The 16309-nt window shown below is 53.0% G+C and carries 15 protein-coding genes and 1 pseudogene; 15 read left to right on the top strand and 1 reads right to left on the bottom strand.

What is annotated here, in order from left to right; translation table 11 throughout:
- Nucleotides 1–4: 4 nt before the first annotated feature.
- Nucleotides 5–1330 (top strand): ribosome biogenesis GTPase Der, encoded by a 1326-nt coding sequence (gene der, locus P0D43_RS11575; RefSeq protein ID WP_159570657.1) that lies wholly within the window; start codon nucleotides 5–7, stop codon nucleotides 1328–1330.
- On the opposite strand, the gene P0D43_RS11570 is transcribed toward der, so the two are convergent.
- Nucleotides 1327–1647, bottom strand: a complete 321-nt coding sequence (locus P0D43_RS11570) for an Mpo1-like protein (RefSeq protein WP_159570654.1) — start codon at nucleotides 1645–1647, stop codon at nucleotides 1327–1329. The two genes, der and P0D43_RS11570, sit on opposite strands and share 4 nt — an antisense overlap.
- A 145-nt stretch (nucleotides 1648–1792) precedes the next feature.
- Here P0D43_RS11570 and P0D43_RS11565 point away from each other — a divergent pair, with 145 nt between their 5' ends.
- The 14 genes and pseudogenes from P0D43_RS11565 to trpB all read left to right on the top strand — a co-directional run bounded on the left by P0D43_RS11565 (nucleotide 1793) and on the right by trpB (nucleotide 16301).
- The gene (locus P0D43_RS11565; RefSeq protein WP_159570650.1) at nucleotides 1793–2266 is read left to right on the top strand and encodes a CBS domain-containing protein; all 474 of its coding nucleotides are present in this window, start codon (nucleotides 1793–1795) and stop codon (nucleotides 2264–2266) included.
- A 32-nt stretch (nucleotides 2267–2298) separates the two neighbouring features.
- Complete coding sequence (locus P0D43_RS11560) at nucleotides 2299–3327, top strand: NAD(P)/FAD-dependent oxidoreductase (protein WP_394672476.1); 1029 nt, start codon at nucleotides 2299–2301, stop codon at nucleotides 3325–3327.
- Between the two features lie 94 nt (nucleotides 3328–3421).
- Nucleotides 3422–4528, top strand: a complete 1107-nt coding sequence (gene aroC, locus P0D43_RS11555; RefSeq protein WP_341236599.1) for a chorismate synthase — start codon at nucleotides 3422–3424, stop codon at nucleotides 4526–4528.
- A 27-nt stretch (nucleotides 4529–4555) separates the two neighbouring features.
- Nucleotides 4556–5737: an MFS transporter gene (locus P0D43_RS11550; RefSeq protein ID WP_394672475.1), complete on the top strand. Its 1182-nt coding sequence runs from the start codon at nucleotides 4556–4558 to the stop codon at nucleotides 5735–5737.
- Between the two features lie 90 nt (nucleotides 5738–5827).
- Complete coding sequence (locus P0D43_RS11545; RefSeq protein WP_159570638.1) at nucleotides 5828–6661, top strand: M48 family metallopeptidase; 834 nt, start codon at nucleotides 5828–5830, stop codon at nucleotides 6659–6661.
- Nucleotides 6662–6807: 146 nt separating this feature from the next.
- A complete protein-coding gene (leuC, locus tag P0D43_RS11540; RefSeq protein ID WP_341236600.1) occupies nucleotides 6808–8208 on the top strand; it encodes a 3-isopropylmalate dehydratase large subunit in 1401 nt (466 codons plus the stop codon).
- Between the two features lie 18 nt (nucleotides 8209–8226).
- Nucleotides 8227–8364 (top strand): entericidin A/B family lipoprotein, encoded by a 138-nt coding sequence (locus P0D43_RS11535; RefSeq protein ID WP_159570632.1) that lies wholly within the window; start codon nucleotides 8227–8229, stop codon nucleotides 8362–8364.
- 91 nt (nucleotides 8365–8455) lie between these two features.
- Nucleotides 8456–9097 carry a 3-isopropylmalate dehydratase small subunit gene (gene leuD / locus P0D43_RS11530; protein WP_341236601.1) on the top strand — a complete coding sequence of 214 codons (642 nt, stop codon included), beginning with the start codon at nucleotides 8456–8458 and terminating at the stop codon, nucleotides 9095–9097.
- A gap of 23 nt (nucleotides 9098–9120) precedes the next feature.
- Complete coding sequence (leuB, locus tag P0D43_RS11525) at nucleotides 9121–10215, top strand: 3-isopropylmalate dehydrogenase (RefSeq protein WP_159570626.1); 1095 nt, start codon at nucleotides 9121–9123, stop codon at nucleotides 10213–10215.
- Between the two features lie 46 nt (nucleotides 10216–10261).
- Nucleotides 10262–11383, top strand: a complete 1122-nt coding sequence (gene asd / locus P0D43_RS11520) for an aspartate-semialdehyde dehydrogenase (protein ID WP_394673722.1) — start codon at nucleotides 10262–10264, stop codon at nucleotides 11381–11383.
- 114 nt (nucleotides 11384–11497) lie between these two features.
- A complete protein-coding gene (locus tag P0D43_RS11515; RefSeq protein ID WP_394672474.1) occupies nucleotides 11498–13627 on the top strand; it encodes a FimV/HubP family polar landmark protein in 2130 nt (709 codons plus the stop codon).
- Nucleotides 13628–14392, top strand: a complete 765-nt coding sequence (gene truA, locus P0D43_RS11510; RefSeq protein WP_159570620.1) for a tRNA pseudouridine(38-40) synthase TruA — start codon at nucleotides 13628–13630, stop codon at nucleotides 14390–14392. It begins immediately after the preceding gene.
- A complete protein-coding gene (locus P0D43_RS11505) occupies nucleotides 14389–15024 on the top strand; it encodes a phosphoribosylanthranilate isomerase (RefSeq protein WP_394672473.1) in 636 nt (211 codons plus the stop codon). The genes truA and P0D43_RS11505 overlap by 4 nt, the downstream gene beginning before the upstream one ends.
- Nucleotides 15025–15047: 23 nt before the next feature.
- Nucleotides 15048–16301, top strand: a pseudogene (gene trpB, locus P0D43_RS11500) (tryptophan synthase subunit beta).
- The last annotated feature ends 8 nt before the right edge of the window (nucleotides 16302–16309 follow it).

The following is a 16309-nucleotide window of genomic DNA, read 5'->3' as shown; positions in this document are numbered from 1 at the left end:
AAACATGAAACCTGTCATTGCCCTGGTTGGGCGCCCAAACGTGGGTAAGTCCACATTGTTCAATCGCTTGACTCGAACAAGAGACGCCCTTGTGGCCAACCAGCCGGGCCTAACCCGTGATCGCCACTATGGCCTGGGGCGTATTGGTCCGCGTGAATACCTTGTAGTCGACACCGGTGGTCTTGAGCCTGTCGCCAAAGAGGGCATTTACGCTGAAATGGCCAAGCAAAGCAGGCAGGCCATTGTTGAGTCTGATCTGGTGTTGTTTCTTGTGGATGGTCGCCAGGGTGTAACCCCTCATGACCACGTGATTGCTGCAGAGCTGCGCAAAGCCAAGCGAGAAGTGATTTTGGTGGTCAATAAAACCGAGGGCTACACGCACTCGATGGCTGCCGCCGATTTCTTCGAGCTGGGTTTGGGCGAGCCGGAAACCATTTCTGCCAGTCACGGGGATGGCGTTCGTCAATTGATGGACATTGCCTGCGAAAAATTGCCGGTGTTGCCAGAAGATGATGAGGGCGGGCGACGAATCAAAGTTGCAATTGCCGGTCGTCCCAATGTGGGCAAGTCGACGATGGTAAACACTTTGCTGGGTGAAGAGCGCGTGATTGCCTTCGATTTGCCCGGCACCACCCGAGACAGCATTTACATTGATTTCGAACGCAACGACAAGCCTTACACCCTGATTGACACTGCTGGTTTGCGTAAACGTGGCAAGGTGTTTGAATCGGTTGAGAAGTTTTCTGTGATCAAAACCCTGCAGGCGATCGAAGACGCGAATGTGGTCATTCTGATGCTGGATGCGCAGCAGGATATTTCTGATCAGGATGCGTCAATTGCAGGCTTTATTGTAGAAGCAGGGCGTTCGCTGGTGCTGGCTGTCAACAAGTGGGACAGTCTGGACGACTATCGCAAAGAACGTATCAAGGCAGAAGTAGGCCGCAAGTTGACCTTTTTGAACTATGCCAAGTTTCACTATGTATCGGCGACCAAGCCTTTCGGCATCGCCGCCATGATGAAGTCAGTGGACGAGGCGCACGCAGCCGCTTTCGCAAAACTGTCTACACCGAAGTTGACGCGCCTGATTCAAGAGTGTGTTGAGCACCAGCAACCCCCGCGCAAGGGTATTTTCCGGCCGAAATTGCGTTATGCGCACCAGGGCGGCCAAAATCCACCCATTGTTATTGTGCATGGCACAGCGCTGGATGCCATTCCAGACAATTACAAACGTTACCTGGAAACCCGCATTCGTGAGCGTTTCAAACTCGATGGCACGCCGCTTCGGGTTGAATTCCGAAGCAACGTGAACCCGTTTGACAAGAAGGATTAAAACGGAATTTTGCGGGTCAGAATGTCTTTGTACATGACCCAGTCACCCATCAAGCTATACAACGGATATTTGAATGTGGCGGGGCGGTTCTTCTCGAAAAAGAAGTGCCCCACCCATGCAAATGCATATCCGGTCAACAAACCATACAGCAGCCACATTGGTTGGCCGGTGGTGATCAGTTTGAACAAACACACCAGTGCCAGTGTTGAGCCCACAAAATGCAGTCTGCGGCAGATCAGGTTGTTGTGCTCGGCCAGGTAAAACGGGTAAAAATCAGCAAAAGTTTGAAATCTGTTTCCGGTTTTTGGCATGCCCATGTCTCCATTTATTTATTTTTAATCGTTGTAGTTTACATCCCTTGCCGCTTCAGGCCTGTATTTGCCCAGAAATTTGGACTTGAAAGCTGTGGCATTTCGGGTAGGATGAATAAAACGACCATAAGAATATTCTAGGAGGTTTGTGATGCAAGTTAAAGAAGTCCTGCGCGTGAAGGGCAACACGCTTTTTACGGTCACTCCCGAAACCAATTTATCGGATTGTGTTGTCACCATGGCTGATCATGACGTGGGCTCTTTGGTGGTCATGGACAAAGGCGTGCTGGCTGGCATCGTAACCTTCCGTGAAGTAATTCGCGTGTTGGCCAAGCGGCAAAAAGAGCACCGCACAGGCCCCACACCGCCAGTGGCGGAAATCGTGGTTCGTGAAGTGATGAACACAGAACCCACAGTGGCCACGCTGGATATGGAAGTGGACAGTCTTCGAAAATTGATGCTTGAGAACCACCAGCGTTATTTGCCGGTGATGGATGGAAACACCCTGTGTGGCGTAATTTCTTTCCACGATGTGGCCAAGGCCGTACTCGAAGAGCAAGGGTTCGAGAACAAAATGCTGAAAGGCTATATTCGCGATTGGCCAATGGAAGAAAGCAGTAACTGAGTTGAAATCCAAGCAGTACAGGTGGTGTTAAATTGAAGAAGAGAGTTGCGATTATCGGTTCGGGTGTGTCGGGTTTGGCATGCGCAAGAGAATTGGTTCAGCAGGGCCACGAAGTTACTTTATTTGAAAAAAGTCGTGGTCCGGGCGGGCGCATGCCCACGCGCTGGTTGAACCGTGATGTCGAACCCCCCTTGGGTTTTGATCACGGAACCCAATATTTTCAGGCATCGACCCCAGCCTTTGTTCAGTTGGTTGAGCAGGCTCAAAAAGCGCAAGCGGTTGCGCCTTGGGCCGGTACGGTCGTCAATCTCGGTTATGGGTTTTCTTCTCCACACAACAGCACCACAACACGATGGGTTGGCACGCCGGGCATGGCTAGCCTGGGGCGTTTTATGGCTCACGGGTTGGATATTCGCCTGCAATGCAGAGTGGCTGGAATGGCCCGCACGGATGGTGCCTATCAACTGACTATTCACCTTGGTGATGGCACAGTGCGGGTTGAATCCGGTTTTGATGCTGTGGTGTGCGCGGTGCCTGCAGAACAGGTTGTTCCCCTGTTCGATGAAATTCACAAGCCTTTGGCAAGCCTGGCTTCCGGTGTTCAGTCCAATGTAACGTGGTCGGTTATGCTGACTCCTCGCGAAGCGGTCAAAGTCGATTTCGATGGGGCTTTTGTGGTTGACAGTCCTTTGGGCTGGATTTGTCGCGATTCATCCAAACCGGGCAGGGCGGTGGGTGATCGCTGGATGTTGCAGGCCACCGCAGACTGGTCCCGTTTGCACCAAGATTATGCAGCCGATGAGGTGGGCAAAATGCTGCTGGATGTGTTTTGCAATGTGACAGGTCAATTGATTGAAGAACCCTTGACCTTGACTGCACACCGTTGGCTGTATTCATTGCCCAGCAATCCGGTGGGCATGCCCTGTTATTTCAGCGAGGAATCCATGTTGGGTGCTTGCGGTGACTGGCTCAATGGTGCGCGTGTTGAAGACGCGTTTTTGAGTGGTCACACCCTTGGTCATCAGCTGTCGAATGCATTTGACAGCACTTTGATTCAGTAGCAACTTGGTTGCAATTGAGCAAGCTCAACGCCCGCGCCGTTCAGGTGCGGGATAATCCGATAAAATAACGTTTTGCCTATTCGAGTAAACGCGCATGTCTGGAAGCAGCTTGGGTCGCCTTTTTGTGGTCAGTAATTTTGGAGAAAGCCATGGGCCTGCCATTGGTTGCGTGGTTGACGGCTGCCCACCCGGTTTGCCACTGACCGAAGCAGATCTGCAGGCCGACCTGGATCGACGCAAGCCGGGGACTTCCCGCCATGTGACGCAACGCCAGGAAGCTGACCAAGTCGAAATTTTGTCCGGTGTGTTTGAAGGCCTTACCACGGGCGCACCAATTGGCTTGCTGATTCGCAATCAGGACCAACGCAGCAAAGACTACGGCAACATCATGGACACCTTTCGCCCAGGCCATGCTGATTACACCTACTGGCACAAATACGGCATTCGCGATTTTCGCGGAGGCGGTCGCTCTTCTGCCCGCATGACCGCGCCCATGGTGGCTGCGGGTGCCATCGCAAAAAAATGGTTGGCCGGTAAGCTGGGTATCGAGATTCGCGGTTGCATGACTCAAATTGGTGAGGTGGACATTCCATTTTCCACTTGGGACGATGTGCACACCAACCCGTTCTTCGCGCCAAACAATGGAAAAATTGCTGAGCTTGAGGCTTACATGGATGCCTTGAGAAAGTCGGGCGATTCGTGTGGTGCAGGGCTGCGTGTACAAGCCACTGGCGTACCCGTGGGTTTGGGTTCTCCTTTGTATGACAAGCTGGATGCCGACATTGCCCATGCCATGATGAGTATCAATGCCGTGAAGGGCGTTGAGATTGGTGCTGGTTTTGCCTGTATTTCACAAAAAGGCTCGGTGCATGGCGATGAAATGACCCCCGAGGGTTTTGGCTCCAACCATGCGGGCGGTGTTCTGGGCGGCATTTCCACCGGGCAAGATATTGAAGTTCGAATGGCAATCAAGCCAACATCGAGCATTCGACTGCCGAGAAAGTCGATAGACAAATCAGGCAATCCGATCGAAGTCGAAACTTACGGTCGTCATGACCCCTGCGTTGGAATTCGCGCAACTCCGATTGCTGAAGCCATGCTGGCATTGGTCATCATGGATCATTTGCTGATGCACCGTGCGCAGTGTGCGGATGTGCAGGTGGATACGCCACAGATTCCACCAGGTATTTCAAACTATTAAATCGTCAATCTCGAAACGGGCAGGCATTTGCAACTGGGCTGGTTAGCGCTTTTTTACGCAGCGTATTTCGCATTTGTTGGCCTGTATTCGCCTTTCCTGGGGCCGTACTTAAAGTCCATTGGCCACAGCCTGGATGTGATTGCCCTGTCCTTGGGCATGATGCAACTGATGCGAATCGTAGGGCCCTTTGCGTGGGGCTGGATCGCGGATCACACCGGTAACAGGGTTCGCTGGATTCGGCTGGGTACTTTTGCGGGCTTTTGCTTTGCAGCCCTGGCATTTTGGTATCAGCAAACGCCCTCGTATCTGATCGTGCTGATCCTTCTGTTGAATTTGAGCATTTCGGGGTTGGTTCCCATGTCCGACTCCTACGCCATGGAGCGTTGTGCCGGCTGTACGGGCCGGTACGGCCAGGTGCGTTTGTATGGTTCCTTGGGCTTTGTGGCAGCTGTATTGGTTTTTGGCGCAGTGGCCGATCGTTTCGGTTTTGCTTCTTATCCGGTGTGGGCCTGTGCCATGTTGTTGCTCGGGTTTGTTGCTGCGCTGAAGTTTGCGCCGGATTCCGCCCGCGTGCCCGCAACTGAAAGCTCAATTGCCTTCACAGGCAGCGGATTCAAACGCCTTTTATTGCCCGGTCCAATGCCGCTGTTCTGGCTGGCTGCGTTCTTCATGATTTTTGCCCACGGGGTTTTTTACGCCTTCTTTTCGCTTTATTTGCTTGAATTCAATTATTCAGAAATGAGCATTGGCGGCTTGTGGGCTTTTGGCGTGATGTATGAGGTGGTGTTTTTTGCCCTTCAAACACGATTTTTTAAACGTTTCTCTCTCAACACCTGGCTTTGCGTCAGTTTTGCAGCTTGTGCATTCCGTTTTGCACTCACCGCGGCATTTCCCGAATACGGTTGGATCATGTTGTCTGCCCAAGGCTTGCACGCTTTAACATTTGCGGCGCACCACACCGCCACCATTTCCTGGTTGCGCGAGAATTTGCCGGTAAAACTGGTGGTTCGTGGCCAGGCGATGTATGCCACCATTGCCTATGGGCTTGGTGGATCAGCGGGTACGTTTCTGGGCCGTTTTGCCTGGGAACTGGGCGGGCCCTCCAGCGCTTTTGCGATGGCGTCGTTAAGCGGATTGATCGCTTTGCTTTTGGGGTGGCGTTTTACGATTGCCAGCAAGCTGGCACCTTCGGCACTTTTGTCGCGATAAACTGTCTCATGTCGGTAGTTGATGTCAACTTTGCAGCATTGTGTGCTGTTTTTAAGAAACGGTTTTACTGAAAATTACAGGTGAAAAATAATGGTATTTTCTGGACTCAAGCGACGCACAGCCCTGGCACTAAGCCTTGCGTTTTCAACCGGTGTGTTGACTGCGTGTTTAACTACTCAAACCACCTCAGGTGGGGCGGTTGGGGTTGATCGTTCCCAGTTTGTGCTTGTTTCTTCGGCAGAAGTCGATGCGGCTGCTGCCAAAGGCTACGCCGATGTGATCGCCAAAGCCCAGAAAGAAGGCAAATTGAATAAGGACGCCAAGCAGGTGGCCAGAATTCGGGCAATCGCCAATCGATTGATTCCCCAGACAGCGGCCTTTCGAACCGATGCGCCGCAGTGGAAATGGGAAGTCAATGTGATCGAATCAGACCAGCTCAATGCGTGGTGTATGGCCGGTGGAAAGATTGCGTTTTATTCGGCCCTGATCGAAAAACTCGCCCTGACTGATGATGAAATCGCAGCCATCATGGGGCATGAAATTGCCCATGCTTTGCGGGAACACAGTCGCGAGCGAATTTCGCAGCAGTTGGCCACATCGGTGGGGCTTGATTTGATCTCTGCAGGTTTGGGTTTGTCCCGCGGCGCATCAGACTTGGCGGGTATGGCAGCGAATGTGGCTATTTCTCTGCCGTATGGCCGTTCTCATGAGGTGGAGTCGGATCGAATTGGCGTGGAGTTGGCGGCGCGTGCGGGTTATAACCCCCGTGCTGCGATCAGTGTTTGGCAAAAGATGAGCCGGGCTGGTGGTGGTTCACCTCCCGAGTTGTTGTCTACGCATCCTTCGCCTGAGAATCGAATTCAGGATCTCGAAGTTTACTCAGCCCGAGTTCAACCCTTGTATGAGCAAGCCAAGAAGCGTTAAAGGCCTTGATTTGAGGTGCCGCCTTGTCGGCTGCGCTGTAAGCCCAAGGCTGGCTGTGGCATAATAAGGGGTTATTTTTTACGCAATTTGCTGGTCAATTCAGATCGACGAATCTGAATGATTCAGCCCGAAGCAGGTCCTTGAAAATGGCAAAAACTCTTTACGACAAACTCTGGGAAAGTCACGTGGTGCGTACCGAAGAAGACGGTACCTCACTGATTTACATTGACCGCCATTTGCTGCATGAAGTCACCAGTCCCCAGGCATTCGAAGGCCTGGAGTTGGCTGGCCGCGACTTGTGGCGCAACAGTGCCAACCTGGCGGTGGTGGATCACAACGTACCAACTACCGATCGCTCCAAGGGCATTGCCGACCCCACTTCGCGTTTGCAGGTTGAAACCCTGGACAAAAATGCAAAAGCCCATGGCCTGACCTACTTTGACATCAAAGACCTGCGCCAAGGCATTGTGCATGTGATTGGACCTGAGCAGGGCGCAACCTTGCCTGGCATGACCGTGGTTTGTGGCGATTCGCACACCAGTACCCATGGAGCCATTGGTGCGCTGGCGTTTGGCATTGGTACCTCAGAAGTTGAGCATGTCATGGCCACTCAGTGTTTGCTGATGAAGAAGGCCAAAAACATGCTGGTGCGTGTTGAGGGCACCTTGGGCAAAGGCGTGTCTGCCAAAGATGTCATCTTGGCCATCATTGGAAAAATTGGTACGGCTGGTGGTACCGGCTACGCGATTGAATTCGCCGGTTCGGCAATTCGTGGCTTGTCCGTCGAAGGTCGCATGACGATGTGCAATATGGCCATCGAGGGTGGGGCGCGTTCCGGCATGGTGGCTGTGGATGACAAAACCATTGAATACGTGAAAGGGCGTCCGTTCAGCCCGAAAGGCGAAATGTGGGACCCAGCAGTCGCTTACTGGAAAACCTTGAATACGGATGATGGCGCACATTTTGACCAGGTGGTTGAACTACGCGCCGAAGATATTCAGCCGCAAGTGAGTTGGGGTACTTCACCCGAGATGGTGACTGATGTGCACGGCGTGGTGCCAGATCCAGCTTCTGTAGCAGACCCTGTGAAACGTCAGGGCTACGAGCGCGCCTTGCAATACATGGGCCTGAAACCCTTGCAGAAAATCGAAGAAATTAATGTAGACACCGTGTTTATCGGTTCTTGCACGAATTCACGCATCGAGGATTTGCGCGACGCCGCAGCGGTGGTGAAGGGCAAGAAAAAAGCCGAGTCAGTCAAGTTGGCCATGGTGGTGCCAGGCTCTGGCCTGGTGAAGGCGCAGGCTGAGAAAGAAGGTCTGGACAAAATTTTCCTGGATGCCGGATTTGAATGGCGTGAGCCTGGTTGTTCCATGTGTTTGGCCATGAACGCCGACCGCCTGGGCAGTGGTGAACGTTGTGCATCTACCAGCAACCGGAACTTTGAAGGACGTCAAGGTGCGGGCGGCCGTACACACCTTGTTAGCCCGGCCATGGCGGCCGCGGCGGCGATTGCAGGCCATTTCACTGATTCCAGAACTTTTTAAAACAAAGGAGTGTTTGATATGAAAATCGTTTCCGCACTTTTGCTCGCTTTGTCAGCTTTGTCATTGTCTGCCTGTAACACCATTGAAGGCATGGGCAAAGACATCAAAGCCGGTGGTGAAGCCATTGAGCGCACTGCCGATGAAAACAAGAAGTAATTTTTAACTTGCATTCTGAAGTGGCGCTGGCAATGTTGTTTTTCCAGCGCGGCTTGAACTCCGGTAAATCCGGAATATTCACGGATTAATTATGGACAAATTTGTAACCCACACTGGTATCGCCGTTGCGTTGAACCGCGCCAATGTGGACACCGACGCCATCATTCCCAAACAGTTTTTGAAAAGCATCAAGCGAACAGGTTTTGGGGAGCATTTGTTTGATGGCTGGCGTTATCTCGACGAAGGTGAGCCTGGCATGGATTGCACCACACGCCCCTTGAATCCTGATTTCGAGTTGAATAAACCCGAGTTTCAAGGTGGCACCGTGTTGGTGGCTGGCCCCAACTTTGGTTGTGGTTCATCGCGCGAACACGCGCCTTGGGCACTTCAGCAATATGGTTTCAAGGCTGTTATTTCCAGTAGTTTTGCCGATATTTTCTTCAACAATTGCTTTAAGAATGGTTTCTTACCCATTGTTTTAAAAGAACAAGAGGTGAAAGAGATTTTGACGGCAATTGACTCAAAGCCTGGCATTGAAATCACAGTCAGCCTTGAGCACCAAACCGTGAGTATTGCTGGCAAAAGCTATGGTTTTAACGTGGATGCATTCCGCAAGCATTGCCTGGTGAATGGTTTCGATGACATTGGCCTGACTTTGCAGCACCGTGACGAAATTGTTGCGTTCGAGAAAAACCGCCTGGCAAACCAGCCTTGGCTTGCAAACACCATCTAAATAAAAACAAGCAGAGAATCAGAATGACATTGAAAATCGCCGTAATGCCCGGTGACGGCATTGGCCAAGAGATTACAGCGCAGGCCGTTAAGGTGCTTGAAGCACTGAAAACTGACGGTTTGAACATCGAGTTCGAGCATGCCTTGATCGGAGGTGTGGCTTATCGCGAGAAAGGTGTGCCGCTACCAGAGGAAACTGTGGCTTTGGCCAAGGCGTCCGACGCTGTGTTGTTTGGTGCCGTTGGCGATTTTTCGCTGGATACACTGCCGCGCCACCTGCGCCCCGAGCAGGCCATTCTGGGAATTCGCAAGGCTTTGAACCTGTTTGCCAATTTCCGCCCGGCCATGGTGTACGACGAGCTGGCCGATGCGTCGACCTTGCGCCCGGAAGTGGTGGCTGGTCTGGATATTCTGATTGTTCGTGAATTGACTGGCGACATTTACTTTGGCACCCCGCGTGGCAACAGAATTGCCGAAGATGGTCCATTCAAGGGCGAACGTGAGGCATTCGACACCATGCGTTACGCCGAAACCGAGATTCGCAGAATTGCACATGTGGCCTTTCAGGCCGCGCAAAAGCGCGGTGGCAAGCTGTGTTCTGTCGACAAGGCCAATGTGCTGGAAACAACCCAGTTTTGGCGCGATATCGTGACCGAAGTGGGCAAGGAATACAACGATGTCGAACTGAGCCACATGTATGTGGACAATGCCGCCATGCAGTTGCTGAAAAACCCCAAGCAGTTTGACGTGATCGTGACCGGTAATCTGTTCGGTGATATTTTGTCAGATGAAGCGTCCATGTTGACCGGTTCTATTGGCATGTTGCCCTCGGCCTCGCTGAACGAATCGAACTTTGGTCTTTACGAGCCAATTCATGGCTCAGCACCCGACATTGCGGGCAAGGATTTGGCCAACCCCATGGCCACGGTGCTTTCAGCGGCCATGATGCTGCGTTACACCTTTGGTCTTGAGGACTATGCAATCCGTATTGAGAATGCGGTGAAAACCGTGCTGGCCACGGGGCCGCGTACCGGCGATATCTGGCGCGATGGGAAGGTGCGTACCGGCACTGTGGGCATGGGCGATGCGATTGTGGCTGCGCTGGCCAAACAGCGCTAAAGCGAAATCGCAATTCAAGAATTTAAAAGTACTGGAGTTTTTTATGTTGAAAGTTGGTTTGGTTGGATGGCGTGGCATGGTGGGTTCCGTGCTCATGCAACGCATGCAGGAAGAGAATGATTTCGCGCATTTCGAGCCGATTTTCTTCTCGACTTCCAATGCGGGTGGCAAGGCACCGGCTTTCGCCGGCAATGCGGGCCCCTTGCAAGATGCAAACAGTATCGACGCCCTGAAACAAATGGACGTGGTGTTGACTTGCCAGGGTGGTGATTACACCAACGAGGTGTTCCCCAAGCTGCGCGAAGCGGGTTGGAATGGTTACTGGATTGATGCGGCCTCCAGCCTGCGCATGAAAGACGACGCCATTATCATTCTTGACCCCGTGAACATGAACGTGATCAAAGACGGCCTGACCAAAGGCGTCAAGAATTACGTGGGTGGTAACTGTACCGTGTCACTGATGCTGATGGCTTTGGGCGGCCTGTTCCAGAATGACAAGATCGAGTGGGTCACTTCCATGACTTACCAGGCGGCTTCGGGTGCTGGCGCACAAAACATGCGTGAACTGATTTCGCAAATGGGCAGCATTCATGGTTCGGTCCAAGACCTCTTGGCTGACCCCGCGTCTGCCATTCTGGAAATTGATCGCAAGGTTGCTCAGCACATCAATTCCGATGCCTACCCTAGCGATAATTTTGGCGTGCCACTGGGTGGAAGCCTGATTCCATGGATCGACAAAGACCTGGGCAACGGCCAGTCCAAAGAAGAATGGAAGGGCGGTGCCGAGACCAATAAAATTTTGGGCAAACCTGCCATGGGCGCGTCCGGTTGCGTGCCTGTAGACGGTCTGTGCGTGCGTGTGGGCGCCATGCGTTGCCACTCGCAGGCGTTGACGATCAAGTTGAAGCAAGACATTCCGTTGAATGAGATCAATGACATGCTTGCCAAGGCCAATGATTGGGTTAAAGTGATTCCCAATGAACGCGATGCTTCCATGCGCGATTTGACTCCAGCCGCGGTAACAGGTCGCATGCACGTGCCTGTGGGGCGTTTGAGAAAAATGGCCATGGGTGGTAGTTATTTGAGCGCATTCACGGTGGGCGATCAGTTGTTGTGGGGTGCGGCCGAGCCATTGCGTCGTATGTTGCGCATTCTGATCGAACGCTAAGCAGCACCAATATTGATCACAATAAGCTGCCGAAGGTGGCTTGAACATTCATGGAGTAAACGGGTGAGGCATACCAAAAAGAAGATTCTGCCCTTTGTTTTTGCATCAGGTTTGTTGGCAAGTTCCTTCGCGCAAGCGGCACAGCTCGGTAAGCTCGAGGTTTTGTCGGGTGCAGGTGAGCCTTTCTTGGCGGAAATCCTGGTTGATTTGGTGTTGCCAGAGGAACGCGCTTCCTTGCAGGCCAAGCTTGCTTCTGCCGAGGCATTCAAGGCGGCTCGCCTGACGATGGATCCAAACCTGAAGAACCTTCAGTTTGCCGTGAAGGATGGTCCAAAGCCCGGTACGGCCACGGTGAAGATTACGTCTGCCCAGCCCTTGCCGGCAGGGTTTATCGACACCTTGGTTGAATTGACCTGGGCGGGCGGTCGCGTTGCCCGTGAATACACTTTGACCGTGCCTGTTGGCGTGGCTCAGGCTGCTGAACCCGCAACGAGTCTTCCTGAAATTCGCCCACCCATGACACCTCCGCCAGTGGCGGCGCTACCCAAGTCCCCCGCTGTTTCTGCGCCAGCCCCGGCCCCGGCCGTGACGCCGCCGGCAGCGCCGGAAGGCACCTTGAATGTTCAGCGCGGTGACACCTTGTCCGAGCTTGCTTTGCAGCTTGTGGGCGACGGAGTGTCGCTGAATCAGGCCATGGCAGCAATTTACGAGGCCAACAAAGATTCATTTATCAATGGCAGTGTGCACCTGATTCGTGAAGGCGCCCAAATTCAGGTGCCCAACCGCGCAGCCCTGCGATCCCGCAATGCCAACGAGGCATTGCTGGTTTTGGCCCAAAACGATGACCGAAACGTTTACTCGGCCTACGCCCGTCAAATTGGCTTGTTAACTGTTGACAATCAGGTGGCGGCGGCCGCCTCAACAAGTAGCCAAGGCAGTATTACTCCACAAGACCAGGCACCCAAGGCCAGCGCAGCCGCTCCTGCGGATCGTTTGCAGATTGCTCCCGGTGCAGCTCAAGGTGCAGGCAGCGCCGATACCAACGCTGAAGAGTTGTTGGCGAAAAACAAAGCGCTTGCTGAGGCCAACGAGCGAATTGCCCTGCTCGAGAAAAACGTAAGCGACTTGCAACGTTTGCTCGACATGCAGAAAGATTTGGGCGCTGAACCCACCGTGCCAGCTGAAACAGCGAATGAGGCCGGGCAGCTTGATGCCGCTGAACCCGCTGCTGTCGATGTGCCTTCGGAAACACTGGGAGATGGTGGCACCGAGGCAACTGACGACGCGCCTGTTGCTGATCAGGTCCCGGAGCCCACGGAAGGCGTGCAGGCGCCTGTAGCGCAGCCCCCGGTAGAAGACACGCCTTTTGACTGGCTGCCCTGGATTTTGGCAGGTGCAGGTGGTTTGGCGGTACTGCTTGTTTTGCTGCTGATTGCCCGTGCCCGCAAGAACAAAGCCGAGAATCAGGAAGAGGAGCTGGATACTGAGGATGAATCCTCTTTCAGCGAAGTGAATGAGTTTGACGAAGCGATTGCGGCCGCCAGCGCAGGAATTGCGGCTGAACGTGAAAACAGTTTGAATCAGGCTGAGAATTCTGACTTTGATCTGGATGAAGTGCTCAATGATCGACTCAAGCAAGCTGACACAGAGGAAACAACACAACTGCGTGCTGCTTCCAGCGAGGTGGCGGCTGAGTCTGCTGCTGCAGATATTCCTGAGTTGAACGAAGCGTCAGATGAGGCGCAGCAACACAAAGAATCGCTGGACAGCGAAGTCACGCTGGATTTCCCGGAAGAAGATGTGGTTCAAGCCAAATCGGGTTCGATTCTGGACGATCTGGATGAAATCGAGAAGGGCACTTTGGCTGCGCAGGAAGAACTCGACGAATTGCGCAAGCAACCCACGCCGCAGGAAGAGGGTGTGCGTGAAATTGATGCAGCCTTTGACGATTTGGTGGGCGATCCGGAAGACCCTGATAACACGGATTCCGCAACCGCAGCTGCGCTTGACGATGTGCCTGAAGAGGCAGCTGATAAATCGCTGGTTGATCTGGATGTGGATGTTCCAGACCCCAAAGTGGACGATGCCACCTGGCAGGAAGTGGCCACCAAGTTGGACTTGGCGGGCGCTTATGTTGAAATTGGTGACGCAGACGGTGCCAAAGAGTTGTTGAACGAAATCGTGAAAAAGGGCGATGCTGATCAGGTTCGCAAGGCCAAGGCGCTTTTGGCCACGTTGAACTAAATGAACAGAGTGGCCTTGGGCCTGAGCTATGACGGTCATGAGTTTGAAGGTTGGCAAACCCAACCGCATGGCCGCACCGTTCAAGACTACTTGACCAAAGCCATACAGGCCATTGCCCAAGAACCAGTTGCATTAACCTGTGCAGGCCGAACCGACACGGGTGTGCATGCCCGTCAGCAGGTGGTGCATTTTGATACCGTGGCCGACCGACCACTGACCGCTTGGGTAAAAGGCGTCAATAACAGCTTGCCGCCATCCATTTCGGTTCAAGGCGCCAAGCAGATTGATTCCAGTTTTCATGCACGTTTCAGTGCAGTGTCCCGCACCTATCGCTATTATTTTTACAGCGCTCCTGTTCGCGATCCGTTCAAGCGCTTCATGACCTGGGTGCATTACCCCCTTGATTTGCAAGCCATGCGAAATGCCAGTGCCTGTTTGTTGGGTACCCATGATTTCAGCGCTTTCAGGGCTTCCCAATGCCAGGCAGCCAGCCCGGTGCGCACTTTGCACGCCCTAAACCTGATTGAAGCCAGTGATCACAGTTATTTTGAAATTCACGGCAATGCATTTTTGCACCACATGGTTAGAAATTTGATGGGCAGCCTGATGGAAGTGGGTTTGCACCGGCAAGCTGAGGGTTGGCTGCAAGAGGTTCTTGAATCCAAAAATAGAAGCCTTGCTGCTAAAACTTACCCCGCGCAAGGTTTAAGCTTGTGGAATATTGAATACCCTGCGCAATACGGAATACAGGAATTGTTTGCATGAGAACCCGAATCAAATTGTGCGGCTTTCAAACCGAAGACACGGTGCGTGCGGCCACTCGGGCTGGGGCTGATGCGGTGGGGTTTGTGTTTTATCCGCCCTCTCCACGCCATGTCGAGGTGCAGCAGGCAGGCCAGCTTGCCCGTTGTTTGGGTGCCTGGCAAACGCCAGTTGCCTTGTTTGTGAATCCGCAAGCTGATTTCGTGAATTCTGTGATTGTTGAAATTCCCAACGTGCTGTTGCAGTTTCACGGTGATGAAAGCCCGGAATTTTGCGGCAGCTTTCAGCGACCCTATCTCAAAGCGATTCGAATGAAAGCGGGAGTGGATTTGAGGCTGGAGAGCAGCCGGTTTCATTCAGCGCAGGCGCTCCTTGTCGATTCGTGGAGCGAGGCGTATGGTGGAACAGGGCATACTTTTGACTGGTCTTTGCTGCCCAAAGCGGATGAACTGAAGCAGGCTTTGGTATTATCCGGAGGGTTGGATGCAAGCAACGTTGAACAAGCCATTCATGGCCTGAGGCCTTACGGCGTCGATGTGTCCAGCGGGATTGAGTCAACGCGTGGCGTAAAGAGTATCGAGAAAATTGAAACGTTCTGCAAAGCGGTCCAGAAGGCCGATGCAGGGCTGTTGTAAGTGAACCCAGATAGAGCAGCATCATGAACAAACCCTATGAATTTCCAGACGCTACAGGCCATTTCGGCCCCTACGGCGGCACCTTCGTATCTGAAACCCTGGTTCACGCCCTTGAAGAACTCAAAAGCGTTTACGCACATTATCAAAACGATCCAGAGTTTTTGGCAGAATTTGAAAGTGAGTTGAAGTATTTTGTAGGTCGCCCCAGCCCCATTTACCACGCCAAGCGCTGGTCTGATCTGGTTGGCGGTGCGCAAATTTATTTCAAGCGCGAAGACCTGAACCACACGGGTGCGCACAAGGTAAACAACTGCATTGGGCAGGCCATGTTGGCTAAGCGCATGGGCAAGCCCCGCGTAATCGCCGAGACTGGCGCGGGTCAGCACGGTGTGGCCACTGCCACCGTGGCAGCGCGTTACGGCATGAAGTGTGTGGTGTACATGGGGCAAGAAGATGTAGCCCGACAGGCACAGAACGTGTTTCGCATGAAGTTGCTGGGTGCTGAAGTTATTCCGGTTACTTCAGGCTCCAAAACCCTGAAAGACGCATTGAACGAAGCCATGCGCGACTGGGTTACCAACGTGGAAGACACGTTTTACATCATTGGCACAGTGGCCGGTCCGCATCCTTATCCCATGTTGGTTCGTGATTTTCAAAGCGTGATTGGTAGCGAATGCATTCAGCAAATGCCAGCCATGGTGGGCAAGCAGCCTGATTACGTACTGGCTTGTGTGGGTGGCGGGTCAAACGCCATGGGTATTTTTCACCCTTACTTGAACGTGGATGGTGTGAAACTGGTGGGTGTTGAGGCTGCTGGCGAGGGCATTGAAACCGGCAAGCATGCCGCATCACTGAGTGCTGGCACACCTGGTGTGTTGCATGGTAATCGCACCTATTTGCTGCAAAGTGACGACGGCCAAATTATTGAAACTCATTCCGTGTCTGCTGGTCTGGATTAGCCCGGCGTGGGTCCTGAACATGCATGGTTGAAAGATTCTGGCCGAGCAGAATACGTGCGAATTACCGATGCAGAAGCCTTGGAGGCTTTCCACCAGTGCTGCCGCATTGAAGGTATTATTCCCGCGCTGGAAAGCAGCCACGCACTTGCCCATGCTGCCAAACTGGCCAAAACCCTGCCGAAAGACCAGGTGATTCTGGTGAATTTGTCAGGCCGCGGCGACAAAGATATGCACACCGTGGCGCGCCTGAGTGGTGCCGAGTTTTACTGCCACCCCGATTGCAAAACAGGCGCAGAAATGGCCTGCAACAAGAAATAATTTTTACA

It is taken from the genome of Limnobacter sp. (assembly GCF_043511195.1).
In the GTDB taxonomy this organism is placed as follows: domain Bacteria; phylum Pseudomonadota; class Gammaproteobacteria; order Burkholderiales; family Burkholderiaceae_B; genus Limnobacter.
Note: the sequence above shows the minus strand (reverse complement) of the source record. Positions and strands in the feature narration are given on the sequence as shown.

Excerpts from the sequence above, each read along its gene's own strand:
- der (WP_159570657.1), top strand. The coding sequence starts at position 5 with ATGAAACCTGTCATTGCCCTGGTTGGGCGCCCAAACGTGGGTAAGTCC.
- P0D43_RS11570 (WP_159570654.1), bottom strand. The coding sequence starts at position 1,647 with ATGGGCATGCCAAAAACCGGAAACAGATTTCAAACTTTTGCTGATTTT.
- P0D43_RS11565 (WP_159570650.1), top strand. The coding sequence starts at position 1,793 with ATGCAAGTTAAAGAAGTCCTGCGCGTGAAGGGCAACACGCTTTTTACG.
- aroC (WP_341236599.1), top strand. The coding sequence starts at position 3,422 with ATGTCTGGAAGCAGCTTGGGTCGCCTTTTTGTGGTCAGTAATTTTGGA.
- P0D43_RS11545 (WP_159570638.1), top strand. The coding sequence starts at position 5,828 with ATGGTATTTTCTGGACTCAAGCGACGCACAGCCCTGGCACTAAGCCTT.
- leuC (WP_341236600.1), top strand. The coding sequence starts at position 6,808 with ATGGCAAAAACTCTTTACGACAAACTCTGGGAAAGTCACGTGGTGCGT.
- P0D43_RS11535 (WP_159570632.1), top strand. The coding sequence starts at position 8,227 with ATGAAAATCGTTTCCGCACTTTTGCTCGCTTTGTCAGCTTTGTCATTG.
- leuD (WP_341236601.1), top strand. The coding sequence starts at position 8,456 with ATGGACAAATTTGTAACCCACACTGGTATCGCCGTTGCGTTGAACCGC.
- leuB (WP_159570626.1), top strand. The coding sequence starts at position 9,121 with ATGACATTGAAAATCGCCGTAATGCCCGGTGACGGCATTGGCCAAGAG.
- truA (WP_159570620.1), top strand. The coding sequence starts at position 13,628 with ATGAACAGAGTGGCCTTGGGCCTGAGCTATGACGGTCATGAGTTTGAA.
- P0D43_RS11505 (WP_394672473.1), top strand. The coding sequence starts at position 14,389 with ATGAGAACCCGAATCAAATTGTGCGGCTTTCAAACCGAAGACACGGTG.